This window comes from Pedobacter sp. Leaf250 (assembly GCF_920984735.1).
In the GTDB taxonomy this organism is placed as follows: domain Bacteria; phylum Bacteroidota; class Bacteroidia; order Sphingobacteriales; family Sphingobacteriaceae; genus Pedobacter.
Genome location: NZ_CAKLBU010000018.1, coordinates 82,766 through 102,362, shown reverse-complemented (window position 1 = coordinate 102,362; position 19,597 = coordinate 82,766). Strand labels below are relative to the sequence as shown.

Below are 19,597 nucleotides of genomic sequence, written 5' to 3'. Positions count from 1 at the left end.
TCAAGACCACAACATCTTTCCATAACAACTTTGTTTTTTAGTTCATTATAAAGTTAATAAAGATCGATGAAGTGGTCTTAATTTTTATTGAACGCGATTATAATTCCTCACTTTTTATGTAAGTTTGTAATGAGAAAGAAATGTCCGGAAGAACGGCAGATAATAAATGTCTGCTGCTCTAAAGGAAAGCTTTGGCCTTTTCTATGCTAAATGACTAATATTAATCATAGGAGTATTTCCGCTGCTGTCGGGTTTAAATAACGAAGTTGGGTGGTTCTTGGCGATTTGCAACCCTTCATAGTAGCAAAATCTTTCCTATCTAAACGGGATAGAAGTGATATCCTTTTTTGTTGCACTTTGACAGGCTCAGTGACAATAACAAAAAAGATTTAACGGATAGCCCGACTAACATTAACCATCGCTACTACCATTGCTTTTCGAAAAACAATTACAAAATTATGCCGTTCTACTTTTAAACAAAATAGTAACTTTGCGCATTAATTTTGAATGAGTGAATTTTGAATGAATGAATTCGTAAAGCGTAATAAAACATTCAATCATTCTCTAATTCAATAATTCAATCATTTGAAGATATGAAGAAAGTAAATGTTGGCTTGGTACAAATGACTTGTACTAAAGATAAGCAGGAAAATTTAGATAAAGCGATTGCAAAAGTACGTGATGCAGCTGCAAAAGGCGCTCAGATAGTGTGTTTGCAAGAACTTTTTACATCGTTATATTTCTGCGATGTTGAAGATTATGCAAATTTCGATTTGGCTGAAGCTATTCCAGGTCCATCTACCGATGCTTTGCAGGCTGTGGCGAAGGAATTGGGCGTTGTAATTATTGCTTCTTTATTTGAGAAACGTACTGCTGGAATTTATCACAACACAACCGCGGTTTTAGATGCTGATGGTTCTTATTTGGGTAAATATCGCAAAATGCATATTCCTGACGACCCTGCTTTTTACGAGAAATTCTATTTCACACCAGGCGATTTAGGTTACAAGGTTTTCGATACGAAGTTTGCTAAAATCGGTATCTTAATTTGTTGGGATCAATGGTATCCTGAAGCTTCAAGAATTACGGCTTTAATGGGTGCTGAAATTATGTTTTATCCAACTGCAATTGGCTGGGATACTGCTCAAGATGAAGAAACCAATCAAGACCAATATAACGCTTGGCAAACCATTCAACGTTCACATTCGGTTGCAAATGGTGTTTCAGTTGTGAGTGTAAACCGTGTTGGTTTCGAGCAAGATGGCACAATGAAATTCTGGGGTGGAAGTTTCGCAACAAACGCACAAGGAAAATTACTGTATTTAGCTTCACATGATCAGGAAGAAACTGAAGTTGTGGAATTGGACTTAGACCAAAGCGACTTTATGCGTAAGCACTGGCCGTTTTTGAGAGATAGAAGGATTGATTCTTATCAGCCGATTACAAAAAGATTTATTGACGGGGACTAAGCTGAAAGGTTAAAGACCAAAGCTTAAAACTCCATTTGGGTGTCATATTGAGCTTGTCGAAGGACTAAACATTTCGACAAGCTCAATATGACACCTTTAAAATTATAAGACCGAACGAAATGTCAAATTTCCCTCCAAAAGAACGCTTAAATATAAATCAATTCGATTATTCTCCAAAACAACAAGGTTATGCTTTTCCTGCTGAGTGGGCAAAACACGAGGCAACCTGGTTAAGTTGGCCGCATAAAGAAGCAAGTTGGCCAGGTAAAATCGAAACGATTTATAAACCTTATTGTGAGTTTATAAAAATCGTTGCCGAAGGTGAAAAAGTTCGCATCAATATAAAAGACGAAGAAATGAAAGCTTTTGCTACTGGCGAATTGGAAAAAGTGGGTGCTGATTTAAGTCAGATTGAATTTTATTTCAACGAAACTAATGATGCCTGGTGCCGCGACCACGGACCTGCATTCGTTTTGAAAGGAAATGAAAAAGCAGTTATAGACTGGGGTTACAATGCCTGGGGTGGGAAATATCCGCCTTTTGATTTGGATGATGTAGTACCCACTAAAATTGCCAAGCATTTCGACTTACCTTTATTTACGCCTGATATTGTAATGGAAGGCGGTTCAGTAGAATTTAATGGTGCAGGGACGGTTTTAACCACAACAGCTTGTTTATTAAACGAAAACCGAAATCCACATTTAACAAAAGAGCAGATTGAAAATTATTTGCTTGAATATTACGGGCAAGAGCAGGTTTTATGGTTAGGCGATGGAATCGTAGGCGATGATACAGATGGACACATTGACGATATTACACGTTTCGTAAATGAAGATACTGTTTTAACGGTTGTGGAAAGTAATCCGCTGGATGAAAACCATATTTTATTGCAAGAAAATTTAGAGGCTTTAAAAGCCATGAAGCTGAAAGATGGCCGCTCAATTAAAATCGTTGAATTGCCGATGCCATCGCCAGTGATTTTTGATGATACCCGTTTACCTGCTTCTTATGCGAATTTTTATATTGCGAATGCAGCGGTTATTGTGCCTATTTTTGATGATGTAAATGACCAAAAAGCTTTAGATATTATTCAAGGCTGTTTCCCAGATCGAAAAGTTGTTGGGATTAATTCAGTTGATATTATCTGGGGATTGGGAAGTTTCCATTGTTTGAGTCAGCAGGAGCCAGCGATTTAAATTATACAATTATGCATCTAAGTAGAATCATTTTATTTGGTAAGAACATTAGTGCTCTGAAGGTATTTTATCAATCTATATTTAATTTGCCTTTAATAGAGGAAATTGAAGATGAATGGTTAGTATTTAATACTGGTGCAATCGAAATCGCGTTTCATAGAATTTCAGAATCATATAGAAATGAAATTTCTTTTAAAGCGGAAAGTAACACTAAATTGGTATTTAGTATTGATGAAGATATTCAAATTTTTAGAGAAAAACTTATAGAAAAAAGTGTTAAAATGATGGATGTTAAGTCTTTTGATGGTTTTGATTTTCTCTTTTGTGATGGTGAGGATATTGAAGGAAACATTTTTCAGCTTAGTCAGAAAAAAGCATAATCTTTTATTGCTTTATATTATAACTTTACACATTAAAATATTTCAACTTTACAACATTTCATAATGAAATTATTAGAAGGAAAAACAGCATTAATTACTGGCGCATCGAAGGGAATTGGTCGTAAAATAGCTGAAAAATTTGCTGAGCAAGGTGCTAATGTAGCATTTACATATTTATCATCGGTAGAAAAAGGTGAAGCTTTAGAGCAAGAATTACAAAGTTTTGGAACTAAAGTTAAAGGCTACCGTTCCGATGCCTCAAAATTTGATCAGGCTGAGCAATTGATAAATGATATTATTGCTGATTTTGGTACAATTGACATCGTTGTTAATAATGCTGGTATTACGAAAGATGGTTTGTTAATGCGCATGAGCGAAGAAAACTGGGATGATGTAATCAACATCAACTTAAAATCTATCTTCAATGTAACTAAAGCTGCATCTAAAGTGATGATGAAAGCCCGCAAAGGTGTCTTTATTAATATGAGTTCGGTTGTTGGTGTTACGGGTAACGCAGGTCAGGCAAATTATGCTGCATCTAAAGCTGGAATTATTGGTTTCACAAAATCTGTTGCTAAAGAATTAGGTTCTAGAAACATTCGTGCAAACGTTGTTGCTCCAGGTTTTATCCGTACCGAAATGACTGAGGTTTTAGACCCTGCCGTTGTTGCGGGTTGGGAAAAAGATATTCCACTTAAACGTGCTGGCGAAACAGAAGATATTGCTAATGTTTGTGTGTTCTTAGCATCAGATATGAGTGCTTATGTAACGGGACAAACACTTTCTGTTTGCGGCGGAATGCTGTAATTAGGGGTAAAAGGTAAGAGGTTTAAGGTGGAGGGCTTTCTTTCCATCGCCTTAAAATATTAAAGGCGTGAGGTGGATTTTAACCCTAAACCTTACGCCTTTTAGCTTTTACCTAACTAAGTAATTCCCCTTAACTTCTTTTATTTCAGCTAATTTTTTATTTTTCTCAAAAGCCAAGTATCCGGGTTGCAAGGTTTTCCAAAAGCTAAGCTGTGCAGGAAATTGAGTAACATATCTCTTCATATTTCCATCAGTCATTTTGAAAGGATAAATGTTAATAGGGATTTTATCCTGACCTGAATTTCTTGCCTCAACTCCTAAAACATAAACTTCTTTAATCTTTTCATCAGTTAATGGTATACAACCAACAGTTACACAATTGCCGTGAATGTAAATGTCACCTCCTGTTTTTCTATTTTTTCCTGTTCTGGCCAAGTCGACAGTATTTGGATAATTAACACCTAAAGATAGATGGAAATTACTCATCGGATTGAAAACATTAATGTAATAAAAACCTTCCGGAGTTTGTCCGTCGCCCTCTATCACTTTCGGACCAAGTGTGCCCGAGTGTGCACAGAAATCATAAGTTCTGAATAGCGAATAGTTTTTAGCTGTTTTAGATTTCAGCCAAATTTCTAATTTCCCCTCAGCTTTGTAAGCATTTATCAGCATCGAAAAATCATTACCATAACCGGCCGCCTTGATAAATTTCTGTAAAGTTTCCCATTTTTCAGCATAAGCTTTTTCTACTCGCTCGAATTTCATTTGAGTTGCCTTGAAATTATTTTGTGCATTCGCCATGATGCTAAGGGATAGTAAAAACGTTAAACAGATTAATTTCATAAAATTTGCTTTTGGTTAAAGCTAAATATTTAACAACAAAGAACACAGAGATTTTAAATTTATGCTAGGCACCGAGAACACTAAGTAAGGCTTTGAACATTCTCTGTGATACTATGTGTAGTTCTTCGTGTCCTTTGTGGTAAAAACCCTCAACTTTCTTTGCGGTTAAACACAAAATTAGCATCTTTATAAAATATGAACAGCTTTTTTGCCGGTACTTCTATATTGTATTTTTTGGGTTGCCTAGCTTTGGGTTTTTTATATGCATGGCTACTTTATTGCAATAATAAAAACCTCGATAAAAAACTACAATATGGTTTAACGGTTATCAGAATAATTGCTGTTACAGCCATTGCCTGGCTCATATTTGCCCCATTAATCAAAACGCTGAATTATACCTTAGATAAACCAATTATCATTATCGGCCAAGATAATTCCCTTTCAGTTGGTCAGGTTATAGCGACTGGTTTTGACCAGAAATTATACGAACAAAATCTTAAAATTATACAAGATAAACTTTCTGATAAGTACGAGGTAAAAACCTACAATTTTGGTGATTCCGTTGGTGATGGATTTGATTTTAAAAACCAAGGGAAATTAACCGATGCCGCTGCTTTTTTTCAAAAAGTAAGAGATGACTATACCAATAGAAACATTGGTGCAATCATTTTAGCAACCGATGGTATTTTCAATCACGGCGGAAACCCTCTGTACAGCATCAACCAAATCAATGCGCCAGTTTATGCCATTGCATTGGGCGACAGCATTCCAAAACGGGATGTTTTAATTTCAAATGTAAACTACAATAACATTGTTTACCTGGATGATGATTTTACCATTGAAGTTCAGGTTCAGGCCTTTCAAAGTGATCGAGAAAATGCGGCTTTAATTGTTAGTCAGAACGGTGCAAAAGTTGAGCAGCAAAACATTGCCATTGCAGGGAATTCATTTGTGAAAGCTATTCCGGTGAAATTACATGCAGGCAAAATCGGTGTTCAAAAATATACCGTCCAACTTAGTGTGTTGCCGAATGAAATTACCACGAAAAATAATTCACAGTCTTTTTATGTAGAGGTGATTGATGGCCGACAAAAAGTGTTGTTGGCAGCCGCTGCTCCGCATCCCGATTTAGGGGTTTTAAAAGAAGCAATTTCTTTGAATAAACATTATGAGGCTAAACTTGCATTGGCTGATGATTTAAACTCAACCGACCCGTCAAAATTTGATTTAATTGTTTTGTATCAGTTACCTGATGCACAAAATATCTCCACTTCATTTTTACAAAAAGTTTCAGTCTTAAAGAAACCCATTTGGTATATTTTGGGAGCGCAAAGTAACTTCGGAAGTTTCAATCGATTCCAGAATCAGGTAAATTTAAGTTCGGCCAATGGCTCTATTCAGGAAGTTTATCCCGATTTCGCCAACGGTTTTACTAGCTTTAATCTTTCAGAAGAAGATAAAAAGCAATTCTCTACATCCGACCCATTGCTCATGCCATTTGGAAGGTTAACTGTAAATGCCGGCGCCACACCAATTTTTAATCAACGTATTGGAAAGGTAAGCACCCAACAACCCTTGCTATTTTTTACAAATGAAAATGGTTTAAAAGCTGGCTATTTAATGGGAGAGGGCTTATGGCGGTGGAAGTTATCAGCCGCTGAAAATGAAAGTGAACAATCCGGTTTAAACGATTTAATTTCTAAAACGGTTCAATATCTTTCGGTTAAAGATGACAAAAGAAGATTTAAAGTTTTTACATTAAAATCCGCTTATGATGAAAATGAATCAATTCACTTCAATGGAACACTTTATAATGAGAGTTACCAACCTGTAAACGAATCGGAAGTAAAGTTGCAAGTTAAAAACGAGGCAGGAAAATTTTTCAACTATGTATTCTCGAAAACTGAAAACGGTTATCAGCTCGATGCTGGAGCAATGCCAGCGGGAAATTATTCTTATGTAGCAAATACTTCTTTAGGTGGCCAAAAATTTACAGCCAATGGTAGTTTCTATGTTAATGCGCTAATTGCAGAGTATCAACAAACAACTGCCAATCACCAATTGCTTAATACCATTTCAAAACAAAGCAATGGAAAATTATTTATGCCAGCCGATTTGCTTAAAATTGCTGATGAAATCCTGAAGAATGAAAATGTTAAAACCATTAGCTACGAAGACCGTAAATACGACGAGCTTATCAATATGAAATGGTTGTTCGGATTGATTTTGATTTTATTGGGCACAGAATGGTTTTTACGTAAACGCAATGGAGAATTATAATATTTCTACATCTGAAGTTATTGAGGTTTTAGGAACCATTGCCTTTGCAATTTCGGGAACTTTCACTGCAATGCAACGTAAGCTAGATCCATTTGGTGTGCTGATTATAGCATTTGTAACTGCAATTGGTGGCGGAACAGTTAGAGATTTACTAATTGGCGATACACCTGTTGCATGGATGCGAGACATGCAAATTTGTTTAATTGTTTTGTTTACTGCATTAGCAACCATGTTATTCAAAACACATGTGCAGAAATTTAAGATTACCTTATTCTTATTTGATAGTCTTGGATTGGGATTATTTACAATGGTTGGAATATTAAAAGGCATCGCCTTTGGTTTAAATCCTGGTATTTGTATAGCGTTAGGAACAATTACGGGTTGTTTCGGAGGGATTATTAGAGATACGTTACTTAATACGATTCCACTGGTATTTAGAAGAGAAATTTACGCCACTGCATGTATCTTGGGCGGATTACTTTACTATTTGCTCATTCAAATAAATATAGAAGCTGTTTTTGCAAAACTTGCTGTGGTTGCTTTTATTTTTGTGTTGAGAATAGTAGCGGTAAAGTTCAAGCTTTCTCTTCCCAAATTTGATTATTAAGGAAATATTGAGAGTTCTATCTTGAGTGTATCAATTCTGCCAAACTTAATTATTGGCATAGGCATGAATCAAAATTTTCGCTTGATCTTAAAATCCTTTAATCCTAAAAATCTGCTCCAATACCTGATTAATCTTTCTTCTCCTCACGAATAATCACAAAAACATCTTCATTGTCTTTTTTCATGAAATACTTTTCACGGGCGAATTTTTCAGCAGTACTTAGATTTGTATTGAGTTCGTTTAAATCATTTTTAACCTGGGCGGTTTCCTTCTCGAAATATTCCTTTTCTTCTTGCAATTTATTGGCCTGACTGCGGTATTCGTATTGCGACATCATATCATTTTTATCGAAAAACAGCATCCAAACAGCAAATGCGGCCGTTGCCAGGAAATATTTGTTGCGGAAAAGGTCTATTAAACGTTTCATAATTTTTTGAAAAATCGTCATTGCGAGGCAGGAAGCAATCTAATTGATGAGATTGCTTCCTGCCTCGCAATGACGTAAATGTATAAAAAAACATCCGAAGATTTAAAATCTCCGGATGTTCTCCAAATAAGTTTTTCAACTTCTTAACAATTCATTTTGATTGTCATGTTGAACCTTATCGAACATCTCTAGAAAGTTCCTCGATAAGCTCAGAATGACATACTGCTTATTTTTTAGCGTATTTGAATTTCGAACCGATAAAACGAGCGTTTTCACCCAATTCTTCTTCAATACGTAATAACTGATTGTATTTTGCAATCCTGTCTGAACGAGAAGCCGAACCAGTTTTAATCTGTCCACAGTTTAATGCAACAGCTAAATCAGCAATGGTAACATCTTCAGTTTCGCCAGAACGGTGACTCATTACCGAAGTATAGCCACTATTTTGAGCTAAAGTAACTGCATTAATGGTTTCCGTTAAAGAACCGATTTGATTTACTTTTACCAGGATTGAGTTTGCTGTATCTTCATCAATACCACGTTGTAAACGCGTAACATTGGTAACAAATAAATCATCACCAACCAATTGAACGTGATCGCCGATTTTATCTGTTAAGCTTTTCCAGCCCGTCCAGTCATTCTCATCCATACCATCTTCAATAGAGATAATTGGATATTTTGCAGAAAGATCAGCTAAATATTGAGCTTGTTCTTCGCTAGAACGGATTACGCCTGTAGCACCTTCAAATTTGGTATAATCATATTTACCATCTTTGTAGAACTCAGATGAAGCACAATCTAATGCCAAACAAATTTGAGAACCTGGTTTGTAACCAGCAGTTTCAATTGCTTTTAAAACGGTTTCAATTGCATCTTCTGTACCATCGAAAGTAGGAGCAAAGCCACCCTCATCACCTACAGCAGTAGATAAACCTCTATCGTGAAGAATTTTCTTTAGGCTATGGAAAACTTCAGTTCCCCAACGTAAAGCCTCAGAGAAAGAAGGTGCACCAACTGGCATAATCATAAACTCCTGGAATGCGATAGGCGCATCAGAGTGAGAACCACCGTTGATGATGTTCATCATTGGAATTGGCAAAGTATTCGCGTTAACGCCACCAATATAACGGTATAAAGGCTGACCGATTTCATCAGCAGCAGCTTTAGCAACAGCTAAAGAAACGCCTAAAATTGCATTGGCACCTAAATTACCTTTGTTTTCAGTACCATCAAGTTCCAACATTAATTTATCAATAGCGTTTTGCTCAAAAACATCTACACCTCTTAAAGCGGTAGCAATTTTAGTATTTACATTTTCAACAGCTTTTAAAACACCTTTACCTAAATAGGTAGATTTATCTCCGTCACGTAATTCAACAGCTTCATATTGCCCGGTAGATGCACCGCTTGGTACAGCTGCACGGCCAAAAGCGCCTGCTTCTGTAACTACTTCAACTTCTACTGTTGGATTGCCTCTCGAATCGAGGATTTGTCTGGCATGGACATTAACAATTATGCTCATTTCTATTTGATTTTTTGTTGATTTTTTAACCTGCTTAGTGTACAAAGTACAATTACTAAGCTTAAAATCAAAGTTAGTATATTTTTTAAATAAATAAAGCGTTTCAGGCGTTAATGTTACGATACCTTTTCAGGCGATTTCACCCTTAATATTTAAGGGTTCATACAAAAGAAAAAGCTCCAAAGAATGATACTTTGGAGCTTAAAAAATATGTTGGTGAATTAAAATTTATAAGAAAGCGTAGTTAAAAACTGACGTGGAGCAATTGGATTAACACTATAATTCTCATGAACAAAATAGTTCAACTCATTGGATATGTTTGAAACTTTGGCCAAAAGCGAGAATTTTTTCCAGGTATATCCAGCAGAGAAATCAAATGTGGTGAATGCACTTAAAGGAATTAACCTAAGCGTAGCTGCGTTTTTTGCATCATTCCAGCCACCATTACGTTTTCCGGTATAAAATGCCGATGTTCCTAATTTTAAACCTTTAACAGCGCCACTCTGAAAGGTGTAGAATAATGTGGCATTCGCTGTGTTTTTTGTTGTTCCAACTAAACGGACATCTTCAATCATTCCGGTTACATCAGCTGTGTTGGTGTAACGCATATAATTGTAGCTATATCCCATTAAGAAATTTAATCCTTTAGCCAAGTTACCTGTAATATCGGCTTCAAAACCATCACTTGTTGTTTCACCATTTAATTGTCTAAAAACAGAATTAGTCGTTCCATCAGGTAAAATGGCAGCTTGTGAAATATTTCCGTTAATGATTTTATAATAAGTTAAGTTAGCTGTTAGCTTGCCGCCGAAGAAATCATTTTTTACGCCAGCCTCATATTGATCAACCATTGATGGTGGTAGTGCCTGACTGTTTACATCAATACCAGAATTTGCAATAAAGTTATTGGCGTAACTTACATATAATGATGTAGTTTTTAAGGGCTGATAAATCAAACCAAATTTAGGTGAGAATGCATCATCAAATTTAGTAGCACCACCCACAACAACACCTGTTTCTAAATTTAAAGCTTGTGAACTTGCTGTTTTTTGATCAGTATAACGCACACCAGCTAATACTTTGAACTGATCTGTTACCTCAATTAAATCTTGTACGAAAGCGCCATATCTATAAACCGGAGCCAGCGTTTGGGTAATTGCAAATGCTTCTGGCATGATGCCTGAACCAAAATAAGTATTTGGATCGAATAGATTAACATTGCCATAATTAAGCGTGGTAATGTTTGTTCCGTTTGCATTTTTTCCATAAGCAAAAGCATTACTTGTAACTCTTGATTGATCAGCATCAACGCCTACTAAAAGGGTATGTTTAATTTTTCCTGTGTTGAAACTGCCGTTTAAATTAATTTGCTGGTTATAAGTATATTCCTGGCTGATGGCTCTCGCTAAATTTCTTGAAGCCACACCTGCAGCATTTGCCTGAATACGCTCTGAACCGTAATAATTTCTGTTGTAAGACTGGAATGAGCCTAATGCATTTAATTTCCAATTCTCACTAAATTTATGGGTAACATTTGCTTGTGCAGTTGCTGTATTGGTTTTATTGTAGGCCCAAGGCGTGTTAATGAACTTTTCTCTTCCATAATCAACAATTTGGCTATTAACTGATCCAACTCCAAAATCTGGTGTGTAATCACTTTTTAAATAATCACCCTGAACCAACACTTCAGTATTTTCGCTGATTTTATATAGTAGCGATGGATTAACATAGAAACGTTTTGATTTAACGAAATCTCTAAAACTTCCCGCATCTTCAAATGTACCAATTGCTCTGAAAGCTAACTTTTTCGAAATAGGACCATAAAGATCTACTGTTGGTTTGTATTGGCTGTAACTTCCAGTTCTCATTAATACTTCACCACCATATTCAAATTTTGGTTTTTTGGTAACCATATTTACCACGGCACCTCCACTTACACCACCATAAAGTAATGCAGCACTTCCTTTTAAAACCTCAACAGATTCTAATGTACTGGCTTCTGGGCTACCGCCGATTGTGGTTCTTGCACCGTTTTTAAAAACATTGTTCGATCCTAAACTATACCCTCTGGCATAAAAATTTTCACCAACGGAACCTCTATTGGCGCCTAATGCTACTCCATTAATATTTTTCATAACATCGCCCAGGCTATTCACTTGTTGATCTGCAATAACTTGCGTACCAATAATTTGAACAGCTTGAGGTAAATCCCTTGGTGCAATCGCAATTTTACCTAAGTTAATGGGTTTGGTATTTGGCGTTTTATATCCATTAATTGCTACCTCATCCAATTGTGATAATGATTCGGCAATTGAAAAATCAATTTTAGTAGACTGGCCTGCGGTAACAATAACTTGTTTTTCTTGTGAGGATACCCCAATTGACGAAACTTTTAAAATATAATTTCCTGGAGAAACATTTTTGATTTCGAAATTTCCTTTTTCGTCACTCTGAGTGGTCTTCGAGGTGTTTTTTAAGCCAACACTAACAAAAGGAGCTGGATTTCCATCACTTGTTTTCACCGATCCTGATACAGATCCGTTTTTTGATTGCGCTAATGCTGTTCCTGTTAAAACAAGAAAAAACATCACTACATTAAAAAAAAGAGTAAATTTTTTACACATCTTATTTAGATTAATTCTTAGTTGGCGCAAAAGAAAGAAATTAAAATGAGATTAGAAAATTATTTTTAATTATTCTAAATAAGAATTGATGATTTGGTTAGGATAGTTATTACACTTAACTCTAGAATTGTAATTAGCAGATTTTGGTAATGATGAACAGATTTACGCACAGTTTGATTTGGCTAACAATTGTGGAATGATGACTTTTCCGCAAACAATGTTTATGTATATCACATTAAAGAAAAGAGTATTAAGATTTTAAATTAAAGCTTATTTAAATTTTCTAAAACATATTTTGCTCTTAATAAAGTATTTGCTTTTGTATCTGCAGGCATTTTGTCCCAGGTTCTGTAAACCATAGATAATCGCTGGTTGTGTTGAAGTTTTTCCCTGTGGCGATCGTGGAAGTTCCAATAAAGACTATTGAAAGGACAGGAGTTGTCACCAATTTTATCTTTTCTGTCGTACTTACAATTATCACAGTAATTGCTCATTTTATGAATGTAATTCGCCGAAGCCGTGTAAGGCTTTGAACCTATAATTCCGCCATCAGCGTACTGACTCATTCCCCTCGTATTGGTAATTTCTACCCATTGAATAGCATCTATATAAATTCCCAAGTACCAAAAATCTACCTCGTCAGGGTTTATACCAGCCAATAGGGCAAAGTTCCCGGTTATCATTAGCCTTTGAATGTGATGCGCATAGGCAAAATTTAACGATTGTTCTATGGAATGCTTTAAGCAATTCATTTCCGTTTTACCCGTCCAATACCAATCTGGCAATTTCTCCCGATGATCAAAGAAATTTAACTGTTCAAATTCTGGCATTTCCATCCAATAAACACCCCTCATGTATTCTCTCCATCCAAGTATTTGCCTTACAAAACCCTCAACCTGATTAATCTGAATAGATTTTTTGTTACCTTCCCAATGTTGTATAGCAGCGTTAACTACTTCTGCCGGACTAATCATTTTAGTGTTAAGACTAAAAGATAATCGGGAATGATAAATAGACCATTCATTAGTATGCATCGCATCTTGAAAAGTTCCAAATAAAGGCAGGCAGTTTTCGCAAAAGAATTTTAGCAGTATTAATGATTGATCTCTATTAATTGGCCATTGTAAATATTGCGGATTTATATTGCCAATGGTTTTTACGTTTGCATTAATCAGTCTGTTATGATGTGGTCTTACATCATTATCAAACAATAAGGGATTTATTGGTTTATGTGTAGCTGGAAGTTTCTTCCTGTTTTCTGCATCAAAATTCCATTTGTTTCCTTCGGGATCATTATCGTGAGTGAGGATATGATGTTTCACTCGCATGGCCCGATAAAATGTTTCCATTAATAACCCTTTCTTATTGGCAAAAAATTCTGAAAGTTCGTTTCTGGTGGTGTAGAAATGTTCCGTATCGATCACACTCCATTTGATTTCGAGTATAGAACAAAAATTTTTTAATTCTTGATCTAGCCTATATTCATCAGGCAATTGATACTGAAATTCTTTTATGTTGAACTTTTTAATTAATTGGAGGATGTTATCGGAAAAACTTTGTTGGTTATGTTCATCGTCAAGTCGGATATGGAGAACAGAAAAACCATCTTTATTTAATGTTTCTGCAAAATTTTCCATTGCTGCAAAAAAGGCACAAGCTTTTTGAATGTGATGCCAAACATAATCTGTTTCGGAAGCCACTTCCATAATTACATACAAAATGGATGGATCTTTTTTTGAAAACCACGAATGCTGGATATTAAGCTGATCGCCAAGAATTAATCTAAGGGTTTTATAGCTTTGTTTCATGTTTACTGGTTTTGCATTTTAAGCTACAATAAACAACACTATCCCAATTATTTTTCCATTTCTTTCTCCACACAAATGGACGCATGCATGTAGGGCAAATTTTTTCAGGGAAGTTTTCTTTTTTCAAAGGATGCATATATTTCTATATCAAACGCTCACTGATGTCTTTTGTTTAGCTGTTTAATTAATGTTCAACTTTCTAACTAAAATTTTTCTATGGTCAATTGGTCTTTGAGAATAGAAAGACCAAAAAATGACAATTAAACATCTGATGTTTAATAACAACATCGTATGTTTGTGAATGAATTCCGCAGCAGTAAAAAAAGAAAAGCTATTTGAAACCATTAAACAAGCTTTAATAAAGGATATAAAAGATGGCAATTTTCCAATTGGCGAAAAAATACCTGCTGAACCTGAGTTGATGTCGAGGTTTGAGGTTGGACGATCTACAATTCGGGAAGCAATTAAATCCTTAACAGAATCGGGCATCTTAACTGTGAGACAAGGTTATGGTACCGTAGTCAATAAGATATCAGATACTTCAATAGAGTCGCGGTTAAGAAATAGTGATTTTGCAGAAATTAACCAAGTGAGGGGAATTCTCGAAAAAGAAATAGTTGGTTTAGCAGTCATTAATCACACAGTAGATGATATAAACACCATTGAGCATGCCTTGGCTGATAGGCTCTCGGCAATCGAGATTGGTAATATTGATGCTTGCATTGATGCGGATATCAAATTTCACATGGCTGTCGCGATGGCTGCAGGTAATAGCGTACTTACTGATCTATACGAAAATTTTACCCGAATTATTCGAGATTTCTTTTCGAGAAGAGAGCCCAACGGCGTAACTAAATTTGCCATGAGCCATTATTTGCATGAGCAATTGGCCGCTAATATTAAAGAAAAGAATTTGGAAGATGCCCAGTTAACCATTGCCAAAATATTAAATAATAACCATTAATTTTTAATCATGTCAATTTTAACATTTACAATAATTTTAATCCTCGGCGCCTACGTTGCTGGCTTGGTTGGTTCGTTAACCGGCTTGGGTGGAGGCGTTGTAGTTATTCCTTTGCTCACACTTGTTTTCAATGTAGATATTAGGTATGCAATTGGTGCAGCACTTTTGGCTTCCATTGCAAATTCATCAGGAGCTGCAAGCGCTTACATAAAAGAAGGAATTACCAATATCAGGCTGGGAATGTTTTTGGAAATCGCTACAACTGTAGGTGCGGTTTTGGGGGCACTTATTGCGGTTTATACGCCTACAAACACCATAGCAATTTTATTTGGTGTTGTACTCCTTTTCTCTGCAGCGATGACTTTAAGGAAAAAAAATCAAGAGGTACTCACTCAGGGAAGCAAATTAGCAGAAGTATTGAAACTCAATAATAGTTATCCAACTGCGAATGGAATAGTGGAATATAAATTAAAAAACGTAGGTGGAGGATTTTCGATTATGACGATTGCTGGAGTAATGTCGGGCTTGTTGGGAATTGGTTCTGGGGCATTAAAAGTTTTAGCTATGGATACGGCTATGAAAATCCCATTTAAGGTGAGTACTACTACCAGTAATTTTATGATCGGTGTTACTGCCGCAGCCAGTGCTGTAGTTTATCTTCAACGAGGTTATATGGATCCAGGGATTGCTTTTCCCGTTGTTTTGGGGGTATTGGGAGGTGCATTTACAGGCGCAAAACTATTAACGCGAATTAATCCTACAACCCTGCGATGGATTTTCTGTATTGCCATCACATTTGTGGCATTAGAAATGATTTATAATGGCTATCAACATAAATTTTAATAAATGAAAAAGGAAATAAATGCTTCGTTAGAACAGGATAGAGACGTAGAAAAAACCGTAGGTAAATTGCTAAGGGCAGGTGTGATTTTAGCAAGTCTGGTTGTATTTATCGGTGGTTTAAGCTATGTATTTAGCTTTGGTTCATTAGTTCGGCCAGACTATCATTCTTTTAAGGGCGAAGAATCAAATCTGATCACCTTCGCTGGGATCTTTAAAGGTTTCTTCTCTGGAGAAGCTAAGGGAATTATACAATTTGGTGTTCTGTTATTAATTCTTACGCCAATTCTAAGAATAATATTTTCGCTCTTCGCTTTTGCAATAGAAAGGGATAAGTTATATGTTTTTATCACATTGATTGTTCTGGGAATAATTCTCGCAAGTACTTTTGGAGGATTAAATATTTAGAAGGATTAATTGATAGTTTAAAAGAAGCTCAGCAATAAGGCTATTTAATTTAAGGGCAAAGAGGAGATGAGCTCTTGAATTGCGATGATTTTTTTAAGCATTAAATTAACATGCAAAGAGCTTGTAGTATTGTAAATGAAAAAAGCCTGAAAATTTTAAATTTTCAGGCTTTTTAAGTTGTATTAATGTGTGCGGAGAGCGAGGGATTCGAACCCCCGGACCTGTTACAGTCAACAGTTTTCAAGACTGCCGCATTCGACCACTCTGCCAGCTCTCCGCCGCAAAAGTACGAACTTGGCGCTAATCTGCAAATGATTTTTTCTTTAATATTCAATTTTAAATATTACCTATTGCTAATCATTTAGTTAGCTCTGATTTTATTTTTTAACGATTGTACAAATTCTCTTATCCAATCGCCTTTTCACGCTCAACCGACAATATTCCGTTGCCTTCGATGATGAAACAAACCAATCCAATTAATACTATAAATGAAAACCAGAATTCTGAATACGGTTTGAAGATTCCTCCAGGTATATTCACGAATAAAACTGCACCGATTAGAATTGGTAGATTAAGTAAACAGAATAACCTGGTGTGTGTTCCAAGTGCAATAGCAATGCCACCTAATATGTGGATCACAATAATAAGGTGTGCCAATATACTGATGCTAACAGCCGTTCCTAACACGGCACCTCGCATCAGATGACTAAATGCATCCATATCTGTGTAGAAGGATATGCCCTTCCATACCAATATTAACCCCAGCAATATTCTAAAATAATCTAACCATTTTGGATGATGCTGATCACCCCAAATTTGAATTTTCTTAAGCAAGTTCATAACTTCTATATTTTGGTTAATACAATTTACAGAAAATATAACAGTGCTGCAAAAATTTAACATTAGCTAAACTGCATGAGGATATTTCATTCGAAATAGGGGAAGAAGCGATTATTAAATTTTGGAATGCATAAAAAAAGCCACTGGGATTGTGGCTCTAAAAAAGCAATGTATATTATTTATTTTTTGATGATAATATCTTCCATTACCAACATATCCATTTTGGTTCTTAGAAAACAATCTAAAGCTTCTTCTGGAGTATTCACTATTGGTTCGTTCTCGTTAAAGGATGTATTTAATAATATCGGAGTTCCAGTTGCCTTATAGAAAGAATTGATGAGCGAATAGAAACGCTCGTCTGTTTTTTTATGAACTGTTTGCAATCTTCCCGTTCCATCAAGGTGAGTAACTGCTGGAATCTCATCTCGCTTTTCAGGTTTAATTTTGAAAACCTTTTCCATAAAAGGAACATCATCAATCTGTTCAAAATATTCAGCAGCGAATTCAGAAAGAATAGATGGTGCAAATGGACGGAAAGATTCTCTACGTTTTATTTTGGTGTTAAGAATTTCCTTTGCATTTGAGTTTCTGGGATCAGCAAGGATAGAACGATGTCCAAGTGCCCTAGGACCAAATTCTGCTCGACCTTGAAACCAGCCAACCACGCCTTCACTAGCCAAACAATTGGTAATCTCTTGATAGAAATCAGTTTGGTTTGGTCTAGAATATTTGATGTTTCTAGCCCTTAATAAATTTTCGATATAGCTATTGTCAAACTTACTTCCGAAATAGCCATGTAGCATTGGTGCCGTTCGCGGTGCTCTCTGTATTTGGTTGTAAACCCATAATGCAGCGCCAATAGCGGTTCCCGCATCGTGACCAGCAGGAGGAATATAGATTTTTGTGAAAGGTGTGTTAAGCTTAATTTTTCCGTTGGCAACAGAATTTTGGGCAACACCGCCAGCAATGCATATTGCCTCTAATCCAGTTTTTTTTTGCAATGATTTCAGAATGTAAAAGATAACCTCTTCAGTTACCTGTTGCACTGAAGCTGCTAAATCGTGATGGTATGTTGTCAAATCATCGTTAGGATTTCTCGGATTTCCTAACAACTTAATCAGCTCTTCAGTATAAAGGCTGGACATACTTGGAATTCCACCTTCCCAAACCATATTGACACCACTTTTAGTATGGTTAAAATATTTAAGATTCAGCTCGAAAAGTCCATCAGACTTAATCGTAATAAGCTCCCTTACTTGCTCTACATAATTTGCAGTTCCATAAGGTGCTAAACCCATTACTTTATATTCATCTCCATAATGTGGGAAACCCAAGAATTGAGTAAGTGTGGTATAAAAAACTCCTAAAGAGTGCGGATAGGATACCGTATCCAACACTTCAATGTGGTTTCCCTTTCCTTTGGCAATCATGGTGCTGCTAAAATCTCCAAAACCATCAATGGAAAGAATGGCCGCTTCGTCAAAGGGAGATGCAAAAAAGGCACTTGCCAAATGACTTCGATGATGTTCTACATAAACAAATTTGGCTTTTAATGATCCTTTTTGCAAATTGAAATGCTGATAAATTTCATCTTCAATACTATTTGCTTTTTTTAAGTTTTGTGCCCTATTGATGATGTTTTTTATACTTAATCTATTTTTAATGGCTTGAAAAACCTTTTTAGTAAAGTTTGCTTTTGGATCTCGGGAAACTGCAATATAATGAACATCCTCAATCGTTATTTCGGCTTCACTCAAACAAAATTCGATAGCCATGGTAGGGAAACCAGCCCAATGTTTAATTCTGCGGAAACGTTCTTCTTCAGATGCCGCAATAATTTCTCCATCTTTATAAATGCAGGCGGATGAATCCCCATGGTAAGCATTTAATCCTAAAATATACATGTACTAATTTTACGTTTATGAGATTGCGGTTGGATTTTCATTTATTGTTTCACCTTGTTTCGTCTCAGGCTTAACATTTTTCTCAACCTCATTATTAACCCTCGTATTTCTCCTGATCCAAATATAAAGCATGATGAAAATAACAATGTATACCAGAACATTAAATATTTCATGATGGTATTCAAAATAGTTTCGCTGGCTTTGGAAAAAGCCGAAGAGTAAACCGAGTCCTGCAATTCTGGCTATATTTAAAAGATAAATCGATATAAGTCCAATAATGAGCATTTTAAATGTCGATTTCCAGGATGCAGGAAAAGCCAATACAAAGGCCGCAAGAAAACTCATTACACCCAAGCCTAGGCAGGAATAATTAATCCGTAGATAAGGACCATTTACAACCATGACATCCATTTCGTTATGAATGGCGTAAAAACCGAAAAGCTTGATTATCCAAACAGCAGGTTTGATCAAGGCTGTTTTCAATCCTTGGATGTAATCAAAATGATCTGCAATATTAGGGTTGTAAAAACGACCAGTTGGCGTCATTACACTATTCATGAAAATATTCCCCTGACTAAAAAATATATAAAGTACAAATAATGCAACTACAAATTTAATTGCTTTTTTATCTCCTTGTTTCTTGGCTGTTCTAATCTGTATTTCGTCCATAAATAAAAT

At 35.8% G+C, this 19,597-nt stretch carries 18 protein-coding genes and 1 tRNA gene; 9 read left to right on the top strand and 10 right to left on the bottom strand.

All coding sequences use genetic code 11. The annotated features are described in order from the left end of the window. Positions 1–593: 593 nt before the first annotated feature. The 4 genes from LUA91_RS16055 (at position 594) to fabG (ending at position 3,852) form a co-directional block, all read left to right on the top strand. Positions 594–1,469: a carbon-nitrogen hydrolase gene (locus LUA91_RS16055; protein WP_231427131.1), complete on the top strand. Its 876-nt coding sequence runs from the start codon at positions 594–596 to the stop codon at positions 1,467–1,469. A 119-nt stretch (positions 1,470–1,588) separates the two neighbouring features. Continuing rightward, complete coding sequence (locus LUA91_RS16050) at positions 1,589–2,665, top strand: agmatine/peptidylarginine deiminase (RefSeq protein WP_231427130.1); 1,077 nt, start codon at positions 1,589–1,591, stop codon at positions 2,663–2,665. A gap of 11 nt (positions 2,666–2,676) precedes the next feature. After that, entirely contained in the window at positions 2,677–3,045 is a 369-nt protein-coding gene (locus LUA91_RS16045; protein WP_231427129.1) for a hypothetical protein, read from the top strand. A gap of 63 nt (positions 3,046–3,108) precedes the next feature. Beyond that, the gene (fabG, locus tag LUA91_RS16040) at positions 3,109–3,852 is read left to right on the top strand and encodes a 3-oxoacyl-[acyl-carrier-protein] reductase (protein WP_231427128.1); all 744 of its coding nucleotides are present in this window, start codon (positions 3,109–3,111) and stop codon (positions 3,850–3,852) included. Positions 3,853–3,960: 108 nt separating this feature from the next. Here fabG and LUA91_RS16035 read toward each other — a convergent pair whose 3' ends face one another. Then, complete coding sequence (locus LUA91_RS16035; RefSeq protein ID WP_231427127.1) at positions 3,961–4,695, bottom strand: murein L,D-transpeptidase family protein; 735 nt, start codon at positions 4,693–4,695, stop codon at positions 3,961–3,963. 195 nt (positions 4,696–4,890) lie between these two features. Here LUA91_RS16035 and LUA91_RS16030 point away from each other — a divergent pair, with 195 nt between their 5' ends. Together LUA91_RS16030 and LUA91_RS16025 are read left to right on the top strand one after the other, a co-directional pair. Further along, on the top strand, positions 4,891–6,975 hold the full coding sequence (locus tag LUA91_RS16030) for a hypothetical protein (RefSeq protein WP_231427126.1): 2,085 nt from the start codon (positions 4,891–4,893) through the stop codon (positions 6,973–6,975). After that, positions 6,962–7,582: a trimeric intracellular cation channel family protein gene (locus LUA91_RS16025; RefSeq protein WP_231427125.1), complete on the top strand. Its 621-nt coding sequence runs from the start codon at positions 6,962–6,964 to the stop codon at positions 7,580–7,582. The genes LUA91_RS16030 and LUA91_RS16025 overlap by 14 nt, the downstream gene beginning before the upstream one ends. Positions 7,583–7,709: 127 nt before the next feature. Here LUA91_RS16025 and LUA91_RS16020 read toward each other — a convergent pair whose 3' ends face one another. From LUA91_RS16020 to LUA91_RS16000, 5 genes are all read right to left on the bottom strand, one after another. Continuing rightward, a complete protein-coding gene (locus tag LUA91_RS16020; protein ID WP_231427124.1) occupies positions 7,710–8,009 on the bottom strand; it encodes a septum formation initiator family protein in 300 nt (99 codons plus the stop codon). 226 nt (positions 8,010–8,235) lie between these two features. Next, positions 8,236–9,531, bottom strand: coding sequence for a phosphopyruvate hydratase (gene eno / locus LUA91_RS16015; RefSeq protein ID WP_231427123.1), 1,296 nt, complete (start codon positions 9,529–9,531; stop codon positions 8,236–8,238). A gap of 221 nt (positions 9,532–9,752) precedes the next feature. Next, positions 9,753–12,155, bottom strand: coding sequence for a TonB-dependent receptor (locus LUA91_RS16010; protein ID WP_231427122.1), 2,403 nt, complete (start codon positions 12,153–12,155; stop codon positions 9,753–9,755). 263 nt (positions 12,156–12,418) lie between these two features. Beyond that, positions 12,419–13,963 carry a cryptochrome/photolyase family protein gene (locus tag LUA91_RS16005; RefSeq protein ID WP_231427121.1) on the bottom strand — a complete coding sequence of 515 codons (1,545 nt, stop codon included), beginning with the start codon at positions 13,961–13,963 and terminating at the stop codon, positions 12,419–12,421. Continuing rightward, positions 13,947–14,099: a DUF2256 domain-containing protein gene (locus tag LUA91_RS16000; RefSeq protein ID WP_255717820.1), complete on the bottom strand. Its 153-nt coding sequence runs from the start codon at positions 14,097–14,099 to the stop codon at positions 13,947–13,949. The genes LUA91_RS16005 and LUA91_RS16000 overlap by 17 nt, the downstream gene beginning before the upstream one ends. A gap of 165 nt (positions 14,100–14,264) precedes the next feature. On the opposite strand from LUA91_RS16000, the gene LUA91_RS15995 reads away from it, so the two are divergent. Genes LUA91_RS15995 through LUA91_RS15985 form a run of 3 tightly spaced genes read left to right on the top strand, consistent with a single transcriptional unit; the run spans position 14,265 to position 16,175 of the window. Continuing rightward, positions 14,265–14,927, top strand: a complete 663-nt coding sequence (locus LUA91_RS15995; RefSeq protein ID WP_231427120.1) for a FadR/GntR family transcriptional regulator — start codon at positions 14,265–14,267, stop codon at positions 14,925–14,927. 9 nt (positions 14,928–14,936) lie between these two features. Continuing rightward, positions 14,937–15,770, top strand: a complete 834-nt coding sequence (locus LUA91_RS15990) for a sulfite exporter TauE/SafE family protein (RefSeq protein ID WP_231427119.1) — start codon at positions 14,937–14,939, stop codon at positions 15,768–15,770. A 3-nt stretch (positions 15,771–15,773) separates the two neighbouring features. Continuing rightward, complete coding sequence (locus LUA91_RS15985; protein ID WP_231427118.1) at positions 15,774–16,175, top strand: DUF1634 domain-containing protein; 402 nt, start codon at positions 15,774–15,776, stop codon at positions 16,173–16,175. Positions 16,176–16,367: 192 nt separating this feature from the next. On the opposite strand, the gene LUA91_RS15980 is transcribed toward LUA91_RS15985, so the two are convergent. The 4 genes from LUA91_RS15980 to xrtY form a co-directional block, all read right to left on the bottom strand. Beyond that, a tRNA-Ser gene (locus LUA91_RS15980) sits at positions 16,368–16,452 on the bottom strand. A 128-nt stretch (positions 16,453–16,580) separates the two neighbouring features. After that, the gene (locus tag LUA91_RS15975; protein WP_231427117.1) at positions 16,581–17,015 is read right to left on the bottom strand and encodes a DoxX family protein; all 435 of its coding nucleotides are present in this window, start codon (positions 17,013–17,015) and stop codon (positions 16,581–16,583) included. 179 nt (positions 17,016–17,194) lie between these two features. Then, positions 17,195–18,919 (bottom strand): carbamoyltransferase C-terminal domain-containing protein, encoded by a 1,725-nt coding sequence (locus tag LUA91_RS15970; protein ID WP_231427116.1) that lies wholly within the window; start codon positions 18,917–18,919, stop codon positions 17,195–17,197. A 15-nt stretch (positions 18,920–18,934) separates the two neighbouring features. Continuing rightward, entirely contained in the window at positions 18,935–19,588 is a 654-nt protein-coding gene (gene xrtY, locus LUA91_RS15965; RefSeq protein ID WP_231427115.1) for an exosortase Y, read from the bottom strand. Positions 19,589–19,597: the final 9 nt, after the last annotated feature.